The 15015-nt window shown below is 70.4% G+C and carries 11 protein-coding genes and 1 pseudogene; 2 read left to right on the plus strand and 10 right to left on the minus strand.

What is annotated here, in order from left to right; genetic code table 11:
- Nucleotides 1-49 precede the first annotated feature (49 nt).
- Genes ACFV8T_RS15145 through ACFV8T_RS15165 form a run of 5 tightly spaced genes read right to left on the minus strand, consistent with a single transcriptional unit; the run spans nucleotide 50 to nucleotide 5634 of the window.
- Complete coding sequence (locus ACFV8T_RS15145; protein ID WP_385327642.1) at nucleotides 50-922, minus strand: sugar phosphate isomerase/epimerase family protein; 873 nt, start codon at nucleotides 920-922, stop codon at nucleotides 50-52.
- The gene (locus ACFV8T_RS15150) at nucleotides 919-2133 is read right to left on the minus strand and encodes an ABC transporter substrate-binding protein (RefSeq protein WP_385327644.1); all 1215 of its coding nucleotides are present in this window, start codon (nucleotides 2131-2133) and stop codon (nucleotides 919-921) included. Before ACFV8T_RS15150 ends, ACFV8T_RS15145 begins: the two co-directional genes overlap by 4 nt.
- Nucleotides 2130-3137: an ABC transporter permease gene (locus ACFV8T_RS15155; protein ID WP_385327645.1), complete on the minus strand. Its 1008-nt coding sequence runs from the start codon at nucleotides 3135-3137 to the stop codon at nucleotides 2130-2132. The genes ACFV8T_RS15150 and ACFV8T_RS15155 overlap by 4 nt, the downstream gene beginning before the upstream one ends.
- Nucleotides 3134-4150 (minus strand): ABC transporter permease, encoded by a 1017-nt coding sequence (locus tag ACFV8T_RS15160; RefSeq protein ID WP_385327646.1) that lies wholly within the window; start codon nucleotides 4148-4150, stop codon nucleotides 3134-3136. The genes ACFV8T_RS15155 and ACFV8T_RS15160 overlap by 4 nt, the downstream gene beginning before the upstream one ends.
- The gene (locus ACFV8T_RS15165) at nucleotides 4147-5634 is read right to left on the minus strand and encodes a sugar ABC transporter ATP-binding protein (protein WP_385327647.1); all 1488 of its coding nucleotides are present in this window, start codon (nucleotides 5632-5634) and stop codon (nucleotides 4147-4149) included. The genes ACFV8T_RS15160 and ACFV8T_RS15165 overlap by 4 nt, the downstream gene beginning before the upstream one ends.
- 165 nt (nucleotides 5635-5799) lie before the next feature.
- On the opposite strand from ACFV8T_RS15165, the gene ACFV8T_RS15170 reads away from it, so the two are divergent.
- Complete coding sequence (locus ACFV8T_RS15170) at nucleotides 5800-6987, plus strand: ROK family protein (protein WP_385327648.1); 1188 nt, start codon at nucleotides 5800-5802, stop codon at nucleotides 6985-6987.
- A 243-nt stretch (nucleotides 6988-7230) separates the two neighbouring features.
- On the opposite strand, the gene ACFV8T_RS15175 is transcribed toward ACFV8T_RS15170, so the two are convergent.
- Nucleotides 7231-8562, minus strand: a complete 1332-nt coding sequence (locus ACFV8T_RS15175) for an N-acetylmuramoyl-L-alanine amidase (protein WP_385327650.1) — start codon at nucleotides 8560-8562, stop codon at nucleotides 7231-7233.
- A gap of 385 nt (nucleotides 8563-8947) precedes the next feature.
- Here ACFV8T_RS15175 and ACFV8T_RS15180 point away from each other — a divergent pair, with 385 nt between their 5' ends.
- Nucleotides 8948-11161, plus strand: a complete 2214-nt coding sequence (locus tag ACFV8T_RS15180) for a germacradienol/geosmin synthase (protein WP_385327652.1) — start codon at nucleotides 8948-8950, stop codon at nucleotides 11159-11161.
- Here the strand turns inward: ACFV8T_RS15180 and ACFV8T_RS15185 are convergent.
- The 4 genes and pseudogenes from ACFV8T_RS15185 to ACFV8T_RS15200 all read right to left on the minus strand — a co-directional run bounded on the left by ACFV8T_RS15185 (nucleotide 11137) and on the right by ACFV8T_RS15200 (nucleotide 15015).
- Complete coding sequence (locus tag ACFV8T_RS15185; RefSeq protein ID WP_385327653.1) at nucleotides 11137-13530, minus strand: glycoside hydrolase N-terminal domain-containing protein; 2394 nt, start codon at nucleotides 13528-13530, stop codon at nucleotides 11137-11139. The genes ACFV8T_RS15180 and ACFV8T_RS15185 overlap by 25 nt on opposite strands.
- 148 nt (nucleotides 13531-13678) lie before the next feature.
- Nucleotides 13679-14179: a hypothetical protein gene (locus ACFV8T_RS15190; protein ID WP_018550733.1), complete on the minus strand. Its 501-nt coding sequence runs from the start codon at nucleotides 14177-14179 to the stop codon at nucleotides 13679-13681.
- A gap of 134 nt (nucleotides 14180-14313) precedes the next feature.
- A pseudogene (locus ACFV8T_RS15195) lies at nucleotides 14314-14709 on the minus strand (ACT domain-containing protein); the annotation flags it as partial.
- Nucleotides 14710-14772: 63 nt separating this feature from the next.
- Nucleotides 14773-15015 (minus strand): DUF397 domain-containing protein, encoded by a 243-nt coding sequence (locus ACFV8T_RS15200; RefSeq protein ID WP_266424132.1) that lies wholly within the window; start codon nucleotides 15013-15015, stop codon nucleotides 14773-14775.

Raw genomic sequence — 15015 nt, forward strand, 5'->3', positions numbered from 1 at the left:
CCGACAGCGCGGCGAGGCGCCGTGGCTGTCGTCGCACGCCCGCCGGGGATTACGGGACAGCCCTCAGGGCCCGGCGCAGAAAGGCCAGGCCATCGGTCGCGATGCTGTCCTGGGTACCGGCGAGCGGCCGCCAGACCGAGGCGGCGACCGCGATGGCGTCGTTGTGCGCGGTGAACGACTCGATGCAGAGCGGGCCCCAGTAGCCGCTCGTGGTGAGCGCGGTGAGGAAGCCGGGCCAGTCGAGAGAGTCGGCGCCGGGCGTGCCCCGGTCGTTGGCGCACACCTGGACATGGACGATGCGGCCGGCCGACCGGCGCACGGCGTCGGGCAGCGAGCGTTCCTCGATGTTCTGGTGGTAGACGTCGAGCGCGAGGCCGATGGCGGCCTCGGGGAGCCCGGTCAGCGCTTCGAGGGTCTGGTCGACGGTGTTGAGCAGGCTCGTCTCGTACCGGTTGAGGGGCTCCACGGCGAGGCGCACCCCCGCCGCGCGGGCGTGCTCGACGACCGGGGCGAGGTTCTCCCGCAACTCCTCGTACGCCGCGGCGCGTTCGTTGCGGTCCATCCGCCAGGTCCGGCCCACCGCCGCGTACATGGGTCCGGCGACGGTGGGGGCGTCGAGGGCGCGGGCGGCGTCGACGCAGCGGTACAGGTAGTCCTGGGTGACCCGGACGGTCTGCGGATCGGTGCGGACCAGGTCGCGGCCGGGCGGCATGACCGCGATCACCGCGGCGGGGGCGAGGCCGGAGGCGTCGAGGAGCTTGGCGACGGATGCGGGCGCCCAGTCCCGTTCGTTCTCCAGCGGGATCTCGACGCAGTCGAAGCCCCACCCGGACAGCCGCGGCAGGACGTCACCGAGCGTTTCGTACGTCACCGGCGAGTGCCAGATCCACGGATTGGCACCGAGCGGGAAGGCGGCGGTCACTTCTTTCCTCCCCACTTCTCCGGGAATCCGGGCAGGTTCTCGCAGCCGCACATCGCGTAGTGCAGGGGCGGCATGCCGGGCTTGTAGTACTGGTCGAGGGTGTCCTGGGTGACGGTGGGCTGCGGAAGCTTCCACTCCTTCGGGACCTGCTCCCCCTTGAGGATCTTCAGCGCGGCGATGACCGGGGTGCGCCACTGGAAGGTGGGGTACGAGGGGGCGATAGCGGTGAGTTTCTTCTCCTTCCAGACCTGGAGGAAGTCCTGCTGATCCTCGCCGGTGATGGGCGGTACATCCTTTCCGGCGTCCTCGAATGCCTCGACGGCGGCGACGGAGGTCGCCCCGGAGTCCATCCAGACGCCGTCGATGCCGCCGTTGCGGGTGAGGGCGTCGGTGACGATCGCCTTGGTCTTCGCCGGGTCGCCGTCGGTGAACTTCACGTCCACGACGTCGAGTCCGCTCCTGTCGAACGCGAGCTTCGCCGCCGACCAGCGGGTCTCCAGCACATCGACTCCCGGGGAGATCCGCAGGGCGAGGACCTTCCCCTTGGGCTTCACCTTCCCGACGAGGAAGTCGGCGGCGACCGCCCCGTATCCGTAACCGCCGATCGGGTTGATGAAGGTGACGGCGCAGTCGGTCTCGACACCCCGGTCGAAGACGATCACGGGCACCTTTCCGCAGGCCTGCTCGACGGCTGGGGTGAGGGTGGCCGTGGTGTTCGGGGAGACGATCAGGGCGTCGCAGTCCTGGCCGGCGAGTTCCTGGATGTCGGAGATCTGCTTGTCGTCCTTGCCCTGTGCGTCGAGCACGGTGAAGCCGGTGATCTCCTTGTGGAGTGCGGCCTCGGCCCGCATGTTCTTCAGGCCGACCTGGCGCCAGGGGTTGAAGACCCCGGCGTTGGAGAAGCAGAGACGGATTCCGCCGGACCCCTTCTTCCGGTACCGGGTGGTGTCGACGAGCTTCGGGCCGAGCATCTGCTCCCACGGTTTTCCGGCGGGCCCCTGCGGGGTCACCTCGGCGAGGCCGAGCTGGCGCTCGTACTCGGCCCGGTCGAAGAACTTCGACTGCTCGCCGGTACCCGGGTCGCCCGTGCTGCCGCTCGCTCGGGCGGCGGGCGCGTCGGGCGGTGCGTCGCTCGTGCAGCCGGCCAGCAGGGCCGCGCCCAGCATGGCGGCGACCGGCGCGAGGACATGTCCGCTCTTTCGCGTGCTCATGAGGTTTTCACTCCCGGGGGTTCGGTGCCGCGGCGGCGCAGCCGGGACCAGTCGGCTGCGCCGAGGGCGACGGCGGCGATGACGATGACGCCTTGCACGGTCGATTCCAGGGCTCCGGAGACGCCCTGGAGGTTGAGCAGCGTGAACAGTGCCTGGAGCGAGAACGCCCCGGCCATCGCCGCGACGACGGAGCCCCGGCCACCGCCGAGCACCACACCGCCCAGCACGACGGCCGTGATCGCCTCGAACTCGTAGCCCCGGCCGGCCTGCGCCGAGACCCCCGAGAAGCCGCCGACGAGTACGGCCGCGAGCGCCGCCGCGACGCCGGAGAGCACGAAGGCGAGGGTCCGGGCGCGCGCGACCCGGACTCCGGCCAGCGCCGCGGCTGGTTCGCTGTCGCCGGTGGCGAGGAGCGTACGGCCGAAGTCGCAACGCATCAGGCGTACGGCCAGGAGGCCCGCGACGACGCAGGCGAGCACGGCCCACGGCAGCCAGCCGAACGCGGTGCCTCGCCCCAGCCTGCGGAATTCCCCGGGCAGCGCGCCATGCGGGGAGCCTCCGGTCCAGAAGAAGACGGCACCTTCGAGAATCAGCATCATGCCGAGCGTGGTGATGAACGACGGCACGCGCAGCAGGGTGGTGATCAGTCCGCTGACGAGACCGGCGAGGGCTCCGGCGAGCAGCAGCACCGCGGTGACGAGCGGCCAGGGCGCGGCCGGGAACGAACCGTACAGTTCGGCGGCGACGACCACCCCGGCGGTGACGATCGCTCCGACGGAGAGGTCGAACTCGCCGCAGACGATGACCAGGTACTGGCCGGCGGCGAGGATCACCAGGGGTGCGGCGCGCTTGACGAAGGAGAGGAAGCGGTCGGGTTCGTAGAAGCCCGGGTCGGTGAGGGCGAGCGCGGCGAGGAGCACCGCGAGCAGGAGGTAGACGGGTGTGCCGGTGGTGAGGGCACGCAGGGCACGGCGGCCGGCGGGCTCCTGGGCGGCGGTGGTCATGCGGTCCTCTCCCGCGGGGTGCGGCGGCCCCGCGCGTAGAGGGCGACGGCCGCGATGATGACGACGCCGCGGACGACGTTCTTGAAGAACGGGTCCACGGACAGCTGGTTGAAGACGCTGTCGAGCACGGCGAGGACGAGGACTCCGCCGAGGGTGCCCGCCACTCCCCCGCGCCCTCCGGCGAGCGCGGTGCCGCCGAGGACGACGGCGGCGATGGACTCCAGGTCGTAGCGGGCCTCCGTGCCCGCCCAGGGAGCCCCGGCGCCGAGCCGGGCGGCGAGGAAGAGGGCCGCCGCGCCCACGCAGAGCGAGCACAGGAGGTGTGCGGCGATGACGGTGCGCCGGGTGCGGACGCCGGAGAGCCGGGCGGCGTGCTCGTCACCGCCGGTCGCGTACATGTGGTGGCCGAGCCGGGTACGGCGGGTGATCAGCCCGAGGGCGGCGGCGACCGCGAGAAGGAGGAAGAGGGAGACGGGAACCGGCCCGATCCGGTCGTAGCCGAGGTGCTGGAAGGAGGCGGGGACCTTGCCCGCGGGGCCGGTGTAGTTGTCCTCGATCCAGCCGCGCAGGATGAAGGCCGTGCCGAGGGTGGCGATGAACGCGTTGACCTTGAGGCCGGTGACGATCAGCCCGTTGGCCAGGCCGACGGCTGCGCAGAGCGCGAGGACGGCGATGACGGCGACAAGCACGCTGCCGCTCTTCATCGTCTCCGCGGCGACGAGGGTGCCCAGGCTGATGAGGTAGGCGACGGAGAGGTCGAGCGATCCGGTGAGGATGACGACGGACTGGCCGACGGCCACGAGCCCGAGGGCGACACAGTTCTGGAGGATCGTGACGACGTTGGTCATGGTCAGGAAGTCCCCGCCGCGGGCCGCGACGGCGATCCAGCCGAGCACGGTGACGGCGAGGGCGGCGAGCCAGACCCCGGCCACGGGGCCGCTGAGGCGCGGCCGGGCCGTCCGTGGCGGGTTGGCACGGGGCCGGGTGCTCAAGTCGGGCCGTAGCGCGGTCATGCCGCTCCCTCCCGCGCGCGGTCGCCGCCGGTGGCGACGCGCATGACGGCCTCTTCCGGGGCACCGGCGGGCAGTTCACCGGCGAGGCGGCCTTCGGCCATGACGAGGATGCGGTCGCTCATGCCGATCAGTTCGGGCAGTTCGGAGGAGATGATCAGTACGGCGAGGCCCTCGCGTGCCAGTTCCCTCACGAGGGTGTGGATGGCCGCCTTGGCGCCGACGTCGACGCCGCGGGTCGGCTCGTCGAAGAGGAGCACCCGGGGGCGGGCGGCGAGCCATTTGGCGATGACGACCTTCTGCTGGTTGCCACCGGACAGGTACTGGACCTGCTGGTCGTCGCCGTGGGCGTGGAGGCGTACGCGTTCCAGCAGCGCGGTCACCTCGCGCCGCGCGGCCGGTCCGCCGCGCGCGGGGACGGCGCGGGTCACGAGCAGCGCGTTGTCGGCCACCGACTGGTGCAGCGCGAGGCCCTCCCCCTTGCGGTCCTCGGTGACCAGGGCGATTCCGGCCCGGACGGCTTCCCGGGGGCGTGCCGGGCGCAGCGGCTCCCCGCCGACGGTCATGGTGCCCGTGGTGAAGGGGTCGACGCCGAAGAGGGCGCGGGCGAGGGAGGTGCGGCCGGAGCCCTGGAGACCGGCGACGCCGACGACCTCGCCGGCCCGCAGGGTCAGATCGATTCCGGAGATCCGGGCGTTGCCGCCGCCGCTCACCGTGAGCCGCGCCTCGCCGGGCTCTCCCGGGCGGGCCCGGGGCGGGTAGTAGGCGCCGAGTTCCCGTCCGACCATGGCGCGCACCACCGTGTCGGCGTCGGTGTCGCGGGTGTCGAGGGTGGTGACGCGGCGGCCGTCCTTGAGGACGGTGATGCGCCGCGAGAGGTCGAAGACCTCGCGGAGCCGGTGCGAGACGTAGAGGATGCCGAGTCCGCGGGCGGTCAGGCGGCGGACCAGTGCGCAGAGCCGCTCGACCTCGTGGTCGGCGAGTGCGGCGGTGGGTTCGTCCATCACCAGGATGCGGACGTCGGATGCGAGGGCCTTGACGATCTCCACGGTCTGCCGGCGTGCGACGGACAGCTCGTGGACGGGGGTCCGGGGGGTGATGCCGGTCTCGTCGAGCTCGGCGAGGAGTTCGGCGGTGCGCCGCTCCATGGTGCGTCGGTCGACGAGTCCGTACCGGGTCGGTTCGCGGCCGAGGAAGACGTTCTCGGCGACCGTACGGTGCTCCAGGAGCGCGAACTCCTGGTGGATGATGCCGATCCCGGCGGCCTGGGCCTGGGCCGGGTGGCTGAAGGAGTGAGCGGTGCCGTCGATGGTGAGGGTCCCCGCGTCGGGTAAGTGCTCGCCCGCGAGGATCTTCATCAGAGTCGACTTTCCGGCACCGTTCTCCCCCACCAGGGCATGCACTTCTCCGGCTTCGAGGTCGAGCCCCACCCCTTCGAGCACAGGCACCCCGAGAAAGCTCTTGGACACACCCTGCATCGTCAGCATCGAACTGCTCCTCGCTCAGTGGTCTGCAGAGCAGAGTCGTGACAGGCATTGGGAGTGTCAAGGTCTCAAGCACCTTTGTTTTGCTGCGACTTGGCCCTCACTTATGCCGATGACCGAACACTGGATGCCTTGTGAGCAGCGAAAGTCGTCCCTAGGGTGACTGCCATGTCTTCGCCGTCGGATCGCAATTCCGCTGCCGCATCGCACTCGCCGGGCGAGGTGCTCGCACTGATCGGTTCCGGGGCGGTGGCGACCCGTGCCGATATTGCCCGGGTCACCGGAATGGCCCGTTCGACGGTCTCCCAGCGAGTGGACGCGTTGATCGCGCACGGTCTGGTGGACGAGGACGCCGACGGCGGTTCCACCGGCGGCCGGCCGCCCCGGCGGCTGGCGCTGCGCACCCGTGAGCACGCGGTGGCCGGGGTGGATCTGGGGGCCTCGCACTGCCGGGTGGCGCTGATGGACATCGGTGGGACCACGCTCGCCACGCACGAGGAGCCGCTGTCGATCGGGGACGGCCCGGATTCCGTGCTGCGGCACGTGGAACGCACCGTGCGCGTCCTGCTGGAGGAGACGCACCGGGAGCCGAGGACGCTGCGGTCCATCGGCGTCGGGGTGCCGGGTCCGGTGGAGTTCTCCACCGGCCGTCCCGTCGATCCGCCGATCATGCCGGGCTGGCACCAGTACCCGATCCCGGAGTTCTTCGCCTCCCGGTTCGGGGTGCGGGCGCTCGTCGACAACGATGTGAACGTGATGGCGCTGGGCGAGCAGCGACGCGCCTTCCCGGACTGCCGCTATCTCCTGTACATCAAGGTCGGTACGGGGATCGGCTGCGGAATCGTCGCCGACGGCAGGCTGCACCGGGGGGCGCAGGGGTGCGCGGGCGACATCGGTCATATCCGGGTCGGGGATCTCGACGATCCGTGCCGGTGCGGCAATTCGGGCTGCCTGGAGGCGGTCGCGGGCGGTGCGTCACTGGCGGCGAGGCTGGTCGGACTGGGGCTGGACGCGGCATCGGGCAGCGATGTCGTGCGGCTGGTGCAGTCCGGCAACCGGGACGCCGTACGCATGGTGCGGGAGGCCGGGCGGGCGGTCGGCGAGGTCCTCGCCGGTCTGGTGAACTTCTTCAACCCTGACACGGTGGTGATGGGCGGCGCGCTGGCCGCCGTTCACGACCAGTTGCTCGCCGGGGTGCGGGAGGCGGTGTACCGGCGCTCGCACCCGCTGGCCACCCAGTTGCTGCGGATCGAGCCGAGCCGCACGGGTGAGAACGCGGCAGCGGTGGGGGCGGGGATCCTCGCCATCGAGCACGCCCTGTCTCCCGCGCAGGTGAACCGGCTGGTCGCGGGCTGAATCCGAGTTCCCCTCCGCGCACGGATGATGCGCGGAGGGGCACCGGTCACGCCGGCACTTCGTCGTGCGGTCACGCGGGAGTCATCAGGTCCCACCGGGTCTCGAACAGCACGCACCGGTACTGCGTCCAGCTCCCGTCTGCCGCGGTGGCGGCTGTCCGGATCGGCTTGTGCATGAAGGCCTCCTTCCGGTCGTACGGGTCACCCGGCATTCCGTCGCCGCTGCGACGGCTTCGGCGCGGTCTCAGCGCGTGCGCACGATGTCCACGTCGGATGCCTTCACAAAGGCGATCCGGTGGCCGATCTGCACCGTCACGTACTTCTCCCTGCCACCGAAGTACGCGTGGTCGAGCGGGTACGAGGAGTCGATCGTCGGCGCGTAGAAGAAGCCCGTCGGCGCCTCGCCCCCGCCGGGGTAGGACTGGCCGGCCTTGATCGTGTACTGGAGCGGCGAGCCCACCCTCTTGTCCGCGAAGTCCGCGGGGTACTCGGAGGCCCCCGGGTAGGCGACCCCGTACACCGGTACGTCCGTGCGGCCCGCCTTGGGCCTGACGACATAGCCGGAGGTGGGCGTGGTGTTCCGGCTGCGGGCCGGGGTCTCGAACCAGGCCTTCTGGCCGTACCACCAGATCGCCGTCCAGCCGGGGGCGTGGTCCGCGACGACGGCCTGCTGGGTGGCGCTGATCTTGCTGCCCCAGTCGGCGGCGCAGTTCGTGCCGGGCGAGCCGTCGGTGTGCAGGCCGGGGTCGGAGAAGAGGGGCGCGTCGGTGGACGGCGCGGTGTGCAGCGGGACGGCGCTGGAACCCTGGACCGGCAGGTCGACGCCCTTCTCGCAGTCACGGAACGCCTGCTGGTTCTTCTTGAAGTCCGGGCTGACGGTGATCAGTTCGCTTCGCTTGGGGGCGCTCGGCACGGTGGGCTTGCCGAGCAGCGCCATGAAGCGGTTCCAGTCCCAGTACGTGCCCGGGTCCCAGTGCATGTTCTTGGTGCCGGACGCGCTGGTGGGCGGCACTCCGTCGTGACCGATGATGTGCTGGCGGTCGAGCGGTATGTCGTACTTGGACGCGAGGTAGCGCACCAGCTTGGCGGTCGAGCGGTACATCTCGGGGGTGTACCACTTCGCGCCCTCGACGGCAACGCCCTCCTGCTCGATGCCGATGGAGTGGCTGTTGACGTACCAGTTGCCCGCCTGCCAGGCGACGTCCTTGCCCTTGACCATCTGGGTGACATGGCCGTCGGCCGAGCGCACCACGTAGTGGGCGGAGGTCTGCTTCAGCGGGTTCTGGAAGATCTTCAGGGTGGTGTCGAAGTCTTCCTCGGTGTCGTGCAGAACGATGAATCTGACCTTGTTGGTGTGCGGTCGGTCCGCGGTGTCGTAATTCCCGTACGTCTCCTTGTCGGCCGGGTCACCCGTCTGCTGGTAGGCCGCCGGTACCCAGTCGCATCCGAGGCTGCGGGGGCATTCCGGCCGCACTCCATCCGCACCGGCCTGCGCCGTGGGGCTGAGCAGCGCCATGCTCAGGGCGCCGACACCTGTCAACGCGAGTGCGAGTCCGGTCCTCTGCTTGGACGTCATGACAACCCTTCTTGGAGCCGTGCGTGATGGAGCCGTGCGTGATCCGATCCCACTGTTCCGCTGTGCGCGCACACTCTCCGACCTGAGATGACAGCACGTCAAGGGATCCGTGGAGGTCGCGGGTCGAGCCAGTGGACCAGACCACTGGCAGGGCGTCTGACCTGCGACGGAAAGATTCAACTGATCTTCGACGACGCCTCGTTGCCCGGGTCACGCGGAGGGGCGGGTCGGCCGCGGACCCGTATCCGGACGCCATCCATGAGCACGCCTTTTGTGTGACTAATGCCGGATGTGCGTGCCCCGAACGGCCGAAGGGTAGTGCTCGCGCCGACACGATCATGTCCGTGCGACGTTCGCACGGCGATCCAGGAAAGGCCGGACGCACATGGCTCAGCCGTTCACCCTGCCGGATTTCTACGTTCCGTATCCGGCGCGGCTCAACGCCCACGTCGAGGAGGCCCGAGTACACACCAAGCAGTGGGCGCGCAGCATAGGAATGGTGGAGGGTTCGGGCATCTGGGAGGAGAAGGACATCGACTCCCACGACTACGCGCTGCTGTGCGCGTACACCCACCCCGACTGCTCGGCCGAGGCGCTTTCGCTGGTCACCGACTGGTACGTGTGGGTCTTCTTCTTCGACGACCACTTCCTGGAGCTCTTCAAGCGCAACCCCGACCGTGAAGGCGCCAAGCGGTATCTGGACCGGCTGCCGGCGTTCATGCCGATGGACCGCGGGGCCCCGATGCCGGAGCCGACGAATCCGGTCGAGGCGGGACTCGCCGATCTGTGGACGCGTACGGTGCCAAGCATGTCCGACGCCTGGCGGGCCAGGTTCGCCGTGGCGACGGAGAACCTGCTCAACGAGTCGCTGTGGGAGCTCGCCAACATCAACGAGGGGCGCATCGCGAACCCCGTCGAGTACATCGAGATGCGCCGCAAGGTGGGCGGCGCCCCCTGGTCGGCGGGTCTCGTGGAGTACGCGGCGGACGCCGAGGTCCCCGAGGCGGTGGCCGACGAGCGTGCGCTGCGGGTGCTGCGGGACGCCTTCTCCGACGGCGTGCACCTGCGCAACGACCTCTTCTCGTACCAGCGGGAGGTCGAGGACGAGGGCGAGAACAGCAACGGTGTGCTGGTCCTGGAACACTTCCTCGGCTGTACCACGCAGGAGGCCGCCGACGCGGTGAACGATCTGCTGACGTCCCGGCTGCAGCAGTTCGAGAACACCGCGCTCACCGAACTCGGGCCGCTCTGCGCGGAGAAGGGGCTCGACCCCACCGAGGCCGCGGCCGTTCTCGCGTACGTCAAGGGCTTGCAGGACTGGCAGTCCGGCGGTCATGAGTGGCACATGCGCTCCAGCCGCTACATGAACGACGGCGCGGTCGAAGCGGCCACGACCGGCTTCGGCATGGCCGCGGCGTCGATCCGGTTCACGTCACGCTCGGAGGCGGCCCGGCTGCGCAGCCACACCCATGTGCCGTACCAGCGCGTCGGCCCGTCGCTGCTGCCGGACTTCGAGCTGCCCTTCGGCACGACACTCAGTCCGCATCTGGACGGGGCACGGGTACGGATCGTCGACTGGGCGGGCCGGATGGGCATCCTGGAGGCGCAGCCGGGGGTGCCCGGTTCGCACATCTGGGACCAGGAACGCCTCCTCGCGACCGATCTGCCACTGTGCGCGGCGGGGCTGCACCCGGATGCGACGCCGCAGGAGCTGGACCTCTCCTCGCAGTGGCTGACCTGGGGGACGTACGGCGACGACTGGTTCCCGGTGGTGCACGGACGGGCCCGCGACCTGGCAGGGGCCAAGCTCGCCAATGAGCGTCTGTCGCTGTTCATGCCCCTGGACGGATCCGGAACGCCCGAACCGGTCAACGCCCTGGAGCGGGGGCTCGCCGATCTCTGGGCGAGGACCTCGGCCCCGATGGACGCGGACGGGCGCCGCGCGTTCCGGAAGGCGGTCGAGGACATGACCGCAAGCTGGGTGTGGGAGCTGGCGAACCAGGTGCACAACCGCGTCCCCGACCCGGTGGACTACGTCGAGATGCGGCGCATGACCTTCGGCTCCGACCTCACGATGAGCCTGTGCCGGCTGGGGCACGGCAGGAAGGTCCCGCCGGAGATCTACCACAGCGGGCCGCTGCGCTCCCTGGAGAACGCGGCGGCGGACTACGCGTGTCTGCTCAACGACCTGTTCTCCTACCAGAAGGAGATCGAGTTCGAGGGCGAGGTGCACAACGGCGTCCTGGTCGTGCAGAACTTCTTCGGGGTGGACTACCCGACCGGGGTGGCGATCGTGTACGACCTGATGAAGTCGCGGCTGCGGCAGTTCCTGCATGTCGCCGAGCAGGAACTCCCGTTGCTCTACGACGACTTCGGGCTGGACGCGGAGGCGAGGGAGGTCCTCGCCGGGTACGTGCAGGAGCTCAAGCACTGGATCGCGGGCATTCTGATCTGGCACCGGGACTGCCGGCGCTACCGCGAGCAGGACCTGCTGCGCGGCACCGGAACCCCGTGGCACATCAGCGGTCCCACGGGGCTCGGTGTCTCGGCGGCGCGGGTGACCGCGCTGTTCGCTCAGCCCTCGGCGACCAGCGTGTAGCGACCGCCTGCACGTGCCTTGAAGACCTTCTCGCCGCTCGCGAACAGCGTGCTGCGGACGGTCACTTCACGGCTGCGGCTCGCCGTGATCACCACACGGCGGGCCTGCCCCGCGGCCCATTCGATGTCGACCGTGAAGCCTCCCCGGGCGCGCAGCCCGCGCACCGATCCGTCCGGCCAGCCCGACGGGAGGGCGGGGAGGATGTCGACGGTGTCGTGCTGGCTCTGCAGCAGCATTTCGGCGATACCCGAGGTGGCGCCGAAGTTGCCGTCGATCTGGAAGGGCGGGTGGGTGTCCCAGAGGTTGGGCAGGGTGGAGTTCTTCAGCTGTTCGGCGAGCATCCTGTGGGCGTGGTCGCCGTCGCGCAGCCGCGCCCAGAAGTTGATCTTCCATGCCTTGGACCAGCCGGTGCCGCCGTCGCCGCGTGCGCCGAGGGAGACCTCGGCCGCCTCGGCCCACTTGCTGCCGGGTTCGATCTGCCGCCCGGGGTGCAGGGCGAAGAGGTGCGAGACATGGCGGTGGTCGTCGGCCGGGTCATCGCGGTCGCTCTTCCACTCCTGGAGCTGGCCCCAGGAGCCGATCCGCAGCCCGGGGTCGAGCCGGTCGAGGGCGGTCTCCAGACGGCTGCGGAAGGCCGGTGAGTCGCCGAGGGTTCGGGCGGCCTCCAGGGTGTTGGTGAGGAGGTCGTGCACGATCTGCTGGGACATCGCGGCACCGGCGGTGAAGTCGCCGTGCTCGGGCGAGTAGCTGGGGGTGACGACGAGCAGTCCGTCGCGCGGGTCGGTGCGCAGATTGGCCAGCCAGAATTCGGCCGCCTCCTTCATCGCCGGGTAGGCGGTGGAGCGCAGGTAGTCGGTGGATCCGCCGAACCGGTAGTGCTCGTACATCTGTTGGGTGAGCCAGGCGGCGGCCTCCGGGAACCAGAAGGCGGTGGACCAGTCGTGGACGCCGGTGAAGCCGTACGGGTTGGTCTCGTTGTGCACCACCCAGCCGGCGGTCCCGAACATCTCCTTCGCGGTCTTCCGGCCGGGGACGCGCATCGCTTCGATGTAGCGGTCGTAGGGTGCGGTGGTCTCGGCGAGGTTGGTGACCTCGGCGAGCCAGTAGTTCATCTGCAGATTGATGTTGCTGTGGTAGTCGGCCGACCAGGGCGGGGTGGTGGAGTTGTTCCAGACGCCCTGGAGGTTGGCGGGCAGCGATCCGGCCCGCGAGGAGGCGATCAGCAGGTAGCGGCCGTACTGGAAGAACAGCGCTTCCAGCGCCCGGTCGGCGGGACTCGCACCGCCCGTGTAGCGGGCGAGCAGCTGGTCGGTGGGCAGGTCGGGCAGTTGCTGGCCGATGTCGAGGGCGACCCGGTCGAAGAGGGCGCGGTGGTCGCGCACGTGGGTGTCGCGGACCTTCTCGTAGGAGGTCCGGGCGGCGGAGTCCACGGCGGCGGTGACCGCCGGGTGCGGGTCGTCGCCCCGGTAGGAGGGGTAGTCGTCGGCGTAGTCGGTGCCCGCGGCGAGGACGAACCAGGCGCTGTCGGCGCCGGTGACGGTGAGGGTGCCGTCCGTGCCCGCGGTGACGGTGCCGCCGCTGGTCAGGACGCGGACCTGGGCCTCGAAGCGCAGACCGTTGTCCTCCAGCGCGCCGCGTACGGTGAGTCGGTCGCGGGCGGCGGTGACGGTGCAGTCGCTGCGGGGCGAGGTGTAGCGCAGGGTGAAAGACACCTGCCCCGGACGGTCGGCGCGGAAGCGCCCCGCGATGACCCTGCCCGGGTGGGAGGCGAAGAACTCCCGCGTGTGGCCCACCTCTTGATGGGTGTAGGTCACGGAGGCGAGGGCGCTGCGCAGATCGAGGGTGCGGCGGTAGGAGGCGTCGGGCGCGGCCGGTGCGTTCGGCAGATCCAGCCGCAGGTCGCCGAAGACCTGGTAGGCACCGTAGCCGCGCCGCGCCTGTCCGAGTTCGGCCGCGACGGCGTCCGGGCCGAGTGCGCCCTGACTGTCGAGGCGTTGCTGTACGCCGGTGAGGGCGCCGGGCCTGGGGGCGGTCCAGTTCCCGAAGTCGTAGCCCTGGACGGAGCCGGGACCGCCGGTCCACAGCGTCTTCTCGTTGAAGGTGAGCTGTTCGGAGGCGAGCGTCCCGTACACACTCGCGCCGAGGGCACCGCCGCCGATGGGGAGCGACTCGCGTTCCCAGTTCGCGGCGGGGGCGTCGTACCGGAGAGTCGGATCCGCCTGTCTCTTCGAGTAGGCGGCAGCCTGCGATTCATCGGAGGTGCCGACGGCGGTCGCCGTCCCGGAGAGGGTGGGAATTCCCAGTGCCAGAGCACCGGTTGCGCCGATCGCTGTCTTGACCGTGGTGCGTCGCGTGATCCCGGATGTCATGCGGCCGACGGTAAAGGTCCGACGACTGACCCGACAAGGAGCACGACAAAGCGGCCTCTTGGACGGAGGCCGCGAGCACTTGGACAGATGTTGGGATATGTGCCCCGCCGCCGCCCGGCACAGACGGACGGCCGACGGGAGGATCTTTTCAGCCCTGCTGGAACAGCTCGGCGGGCAGGGGCTTCAGCAGGGTGTACAGATCGTCGGTGATCGGCCGGTCCCAGCTGGCGATCGTGACGAGCACGCCGTCGCTGCGGTCGAACTGGACGCAGGAGATCCGGCTCTCGGAAAGCTTGACCCGGCGGACGATCAGCAGGTTGTCGCCCTGCATCACGGGCATGTCCTCCGTGCCGGTGACCTCGACCGGCTCGTCGTTCTCCAGCGCGAGCAGCAGCTGGGCGACCTCGAACGGGACCTGGCCCTCCTCGGTCTCGCGGGCCGGCGAGCCCTCCGGGAGATTGCCGATGATCATCGCGGGGCCGCGTCCACCGAACAGGTCGTAGCGCAGAAAGACGCCCTGACAGCTTCCGTCGGGCGCGGGCAGCAGACCGGCGCCGAGGTTTCCGGGCCAGTCCCCCGGGTCCATGGCCAGGACGTCGAAGTCGGGGCCCGCGGGTGTGGCGGCGCTACGGCGGCGGAGGAAGGACATGCAGCCATGTTACGTGTCCGGGCTCACGTTGCGGAGCCGGGTCCGCGCAGGCCGGGGCGCCGACGGGCGCGCGGGCCGGACCCGGCCGGGTCCGTACCCCGTGTTCGGGCGGATCCGCGCCCCGGCTCCCGGGAGGATTCCGCGGCCAGCGCCTCCAGCACGCCGACGGCCTCCTCGCCCCGGTCGTACGGGACGAACAAGTGGTCGTGATGGAAGCCGGCCACCACATTGCAGCTCAGCCCCACGTCGGTGAGCGCCAGGGCCACGGCGGCGGTGAGTCCGACCGCGTCCAGCGCGGAATGGACACGGAGGGTGATCCAGGCCGCGGCGTAGTGGTGGCCCAGCCCGGCCGAGACGGCCTGCGCCTCCGGAAGGACCAGCGTCAGGCCTTCGGCCTCGGTGACCGTGACGACGGGCGTGACATCGCGGGGCACGACGCCGTCGGGCACGGTCGTGAAGACGTAGCGACCGGGGTTCAGCTCCGGTCGCATTCCGCTCAGCAGGGTTCGGAGATCACGCTCACCATTCACGGCGACCACGCTACCCACGGTGTGCGGTGACGCGACCCGAACGGGAACGCCGTCGTCCGGCCCTCAGGTGAGGTCGAACTCGCCGTCGCGGGCGTTCACCACGAAGGCGCGCCACTCGGCCGGGGTGAAGATGAGCGACGGGCTGCCGGGTTTGCCGGCGTTGCGCATCGCGATGAATCCCTCGACGAAGGCGATCTGGACATCTCCCACACCCTGGCTGCCCGACCGCCAGTGCGCGTCGCTGAGATCGAGGTCCGGCTTGTCCCAGCCCGCGAAGGGCTGCTGGCCCGTGGTGCGCTCCGCCAC

It is taken from the genome of Streptomyces sp. NPDC059832 (assembly GCF_042731715.1).
Classification (GTDB): Bacteria; Actinomycetota; Actinomycetes; order Streptomycetales; family Streptomycetaceae; genus Streptomyces.

Excerpts from the sequence above, each read along its gene's own strand:
- ACFV8T_RS15185 (WP_385327653.1), bottom strand. The coding sequence starts at position 13,530 with ATGACATCCGGGATCACGCGACGCACCACGGTCAAGACAGCGATCGGC.
- ACFV8T_RS15170 (WP_385327648.1), top strand. The coding sequence starts at position 5,800 with ATGTCTTCGCCGTCGGATCGCAATTCCGCTGCCGCATCGCACTCGCCG.
- ACFV8T_RS15165 (WP_385327647.1), bottom strand. The coding sequence starts at position 5,634 with ATGCTGACGATGCAGGGTGTGTCCAAGAGCTTTCTCGGGGTGCCTGTG.
- ACFV8T_RS15175 (WP_385327650.1), bottom strand. The coding sequence starts at position 8,562 with ATGACGTCCAAGCAGAGGACCGGACTCGCACTCGCGTTGACAGGTGTC.
- ACFV8T_RS15160 (WP_385327646.1), bottom strand. The coding sequence starts at position 4,150 with ATGACCGCGCTACGGCCCGACTTGAGCACCCGGCCCCGTGCCAACCCG.
- ACFV8T_RS15180 (WP_385327652.1), top strand. The coding sequence starts at position 8,948 with ATGGCTCAGCCGTTCACCCTGCCGGATTTCTACGTTCCGTATCCGGCG.
- ACFV8T_RS15150 (WP_385327644.1), bottom strand. The coding sequence starts at position 2,133 with ATGAGCACGCGAAAGAGCGGACATGTCCTCGCGCCGGTCGCCGCCATG.
- ACFV8T_RS15190 (WP_018550733.1), bottom strand. The coding sequence starts at position 14,179 with ATGTCCTTCCTCCGCCGCCGTAGCGCCGCCACACCCGCGGGCCCCGAC.
- ACFV8T_RS15155 (WP_385327645.1), bottom strand. The coding sequence starts at position 3,137 with ATGACCACCGCCGCCCAGGAGCCCGCCGGCCGCCGTGCCCTGCGTGCC.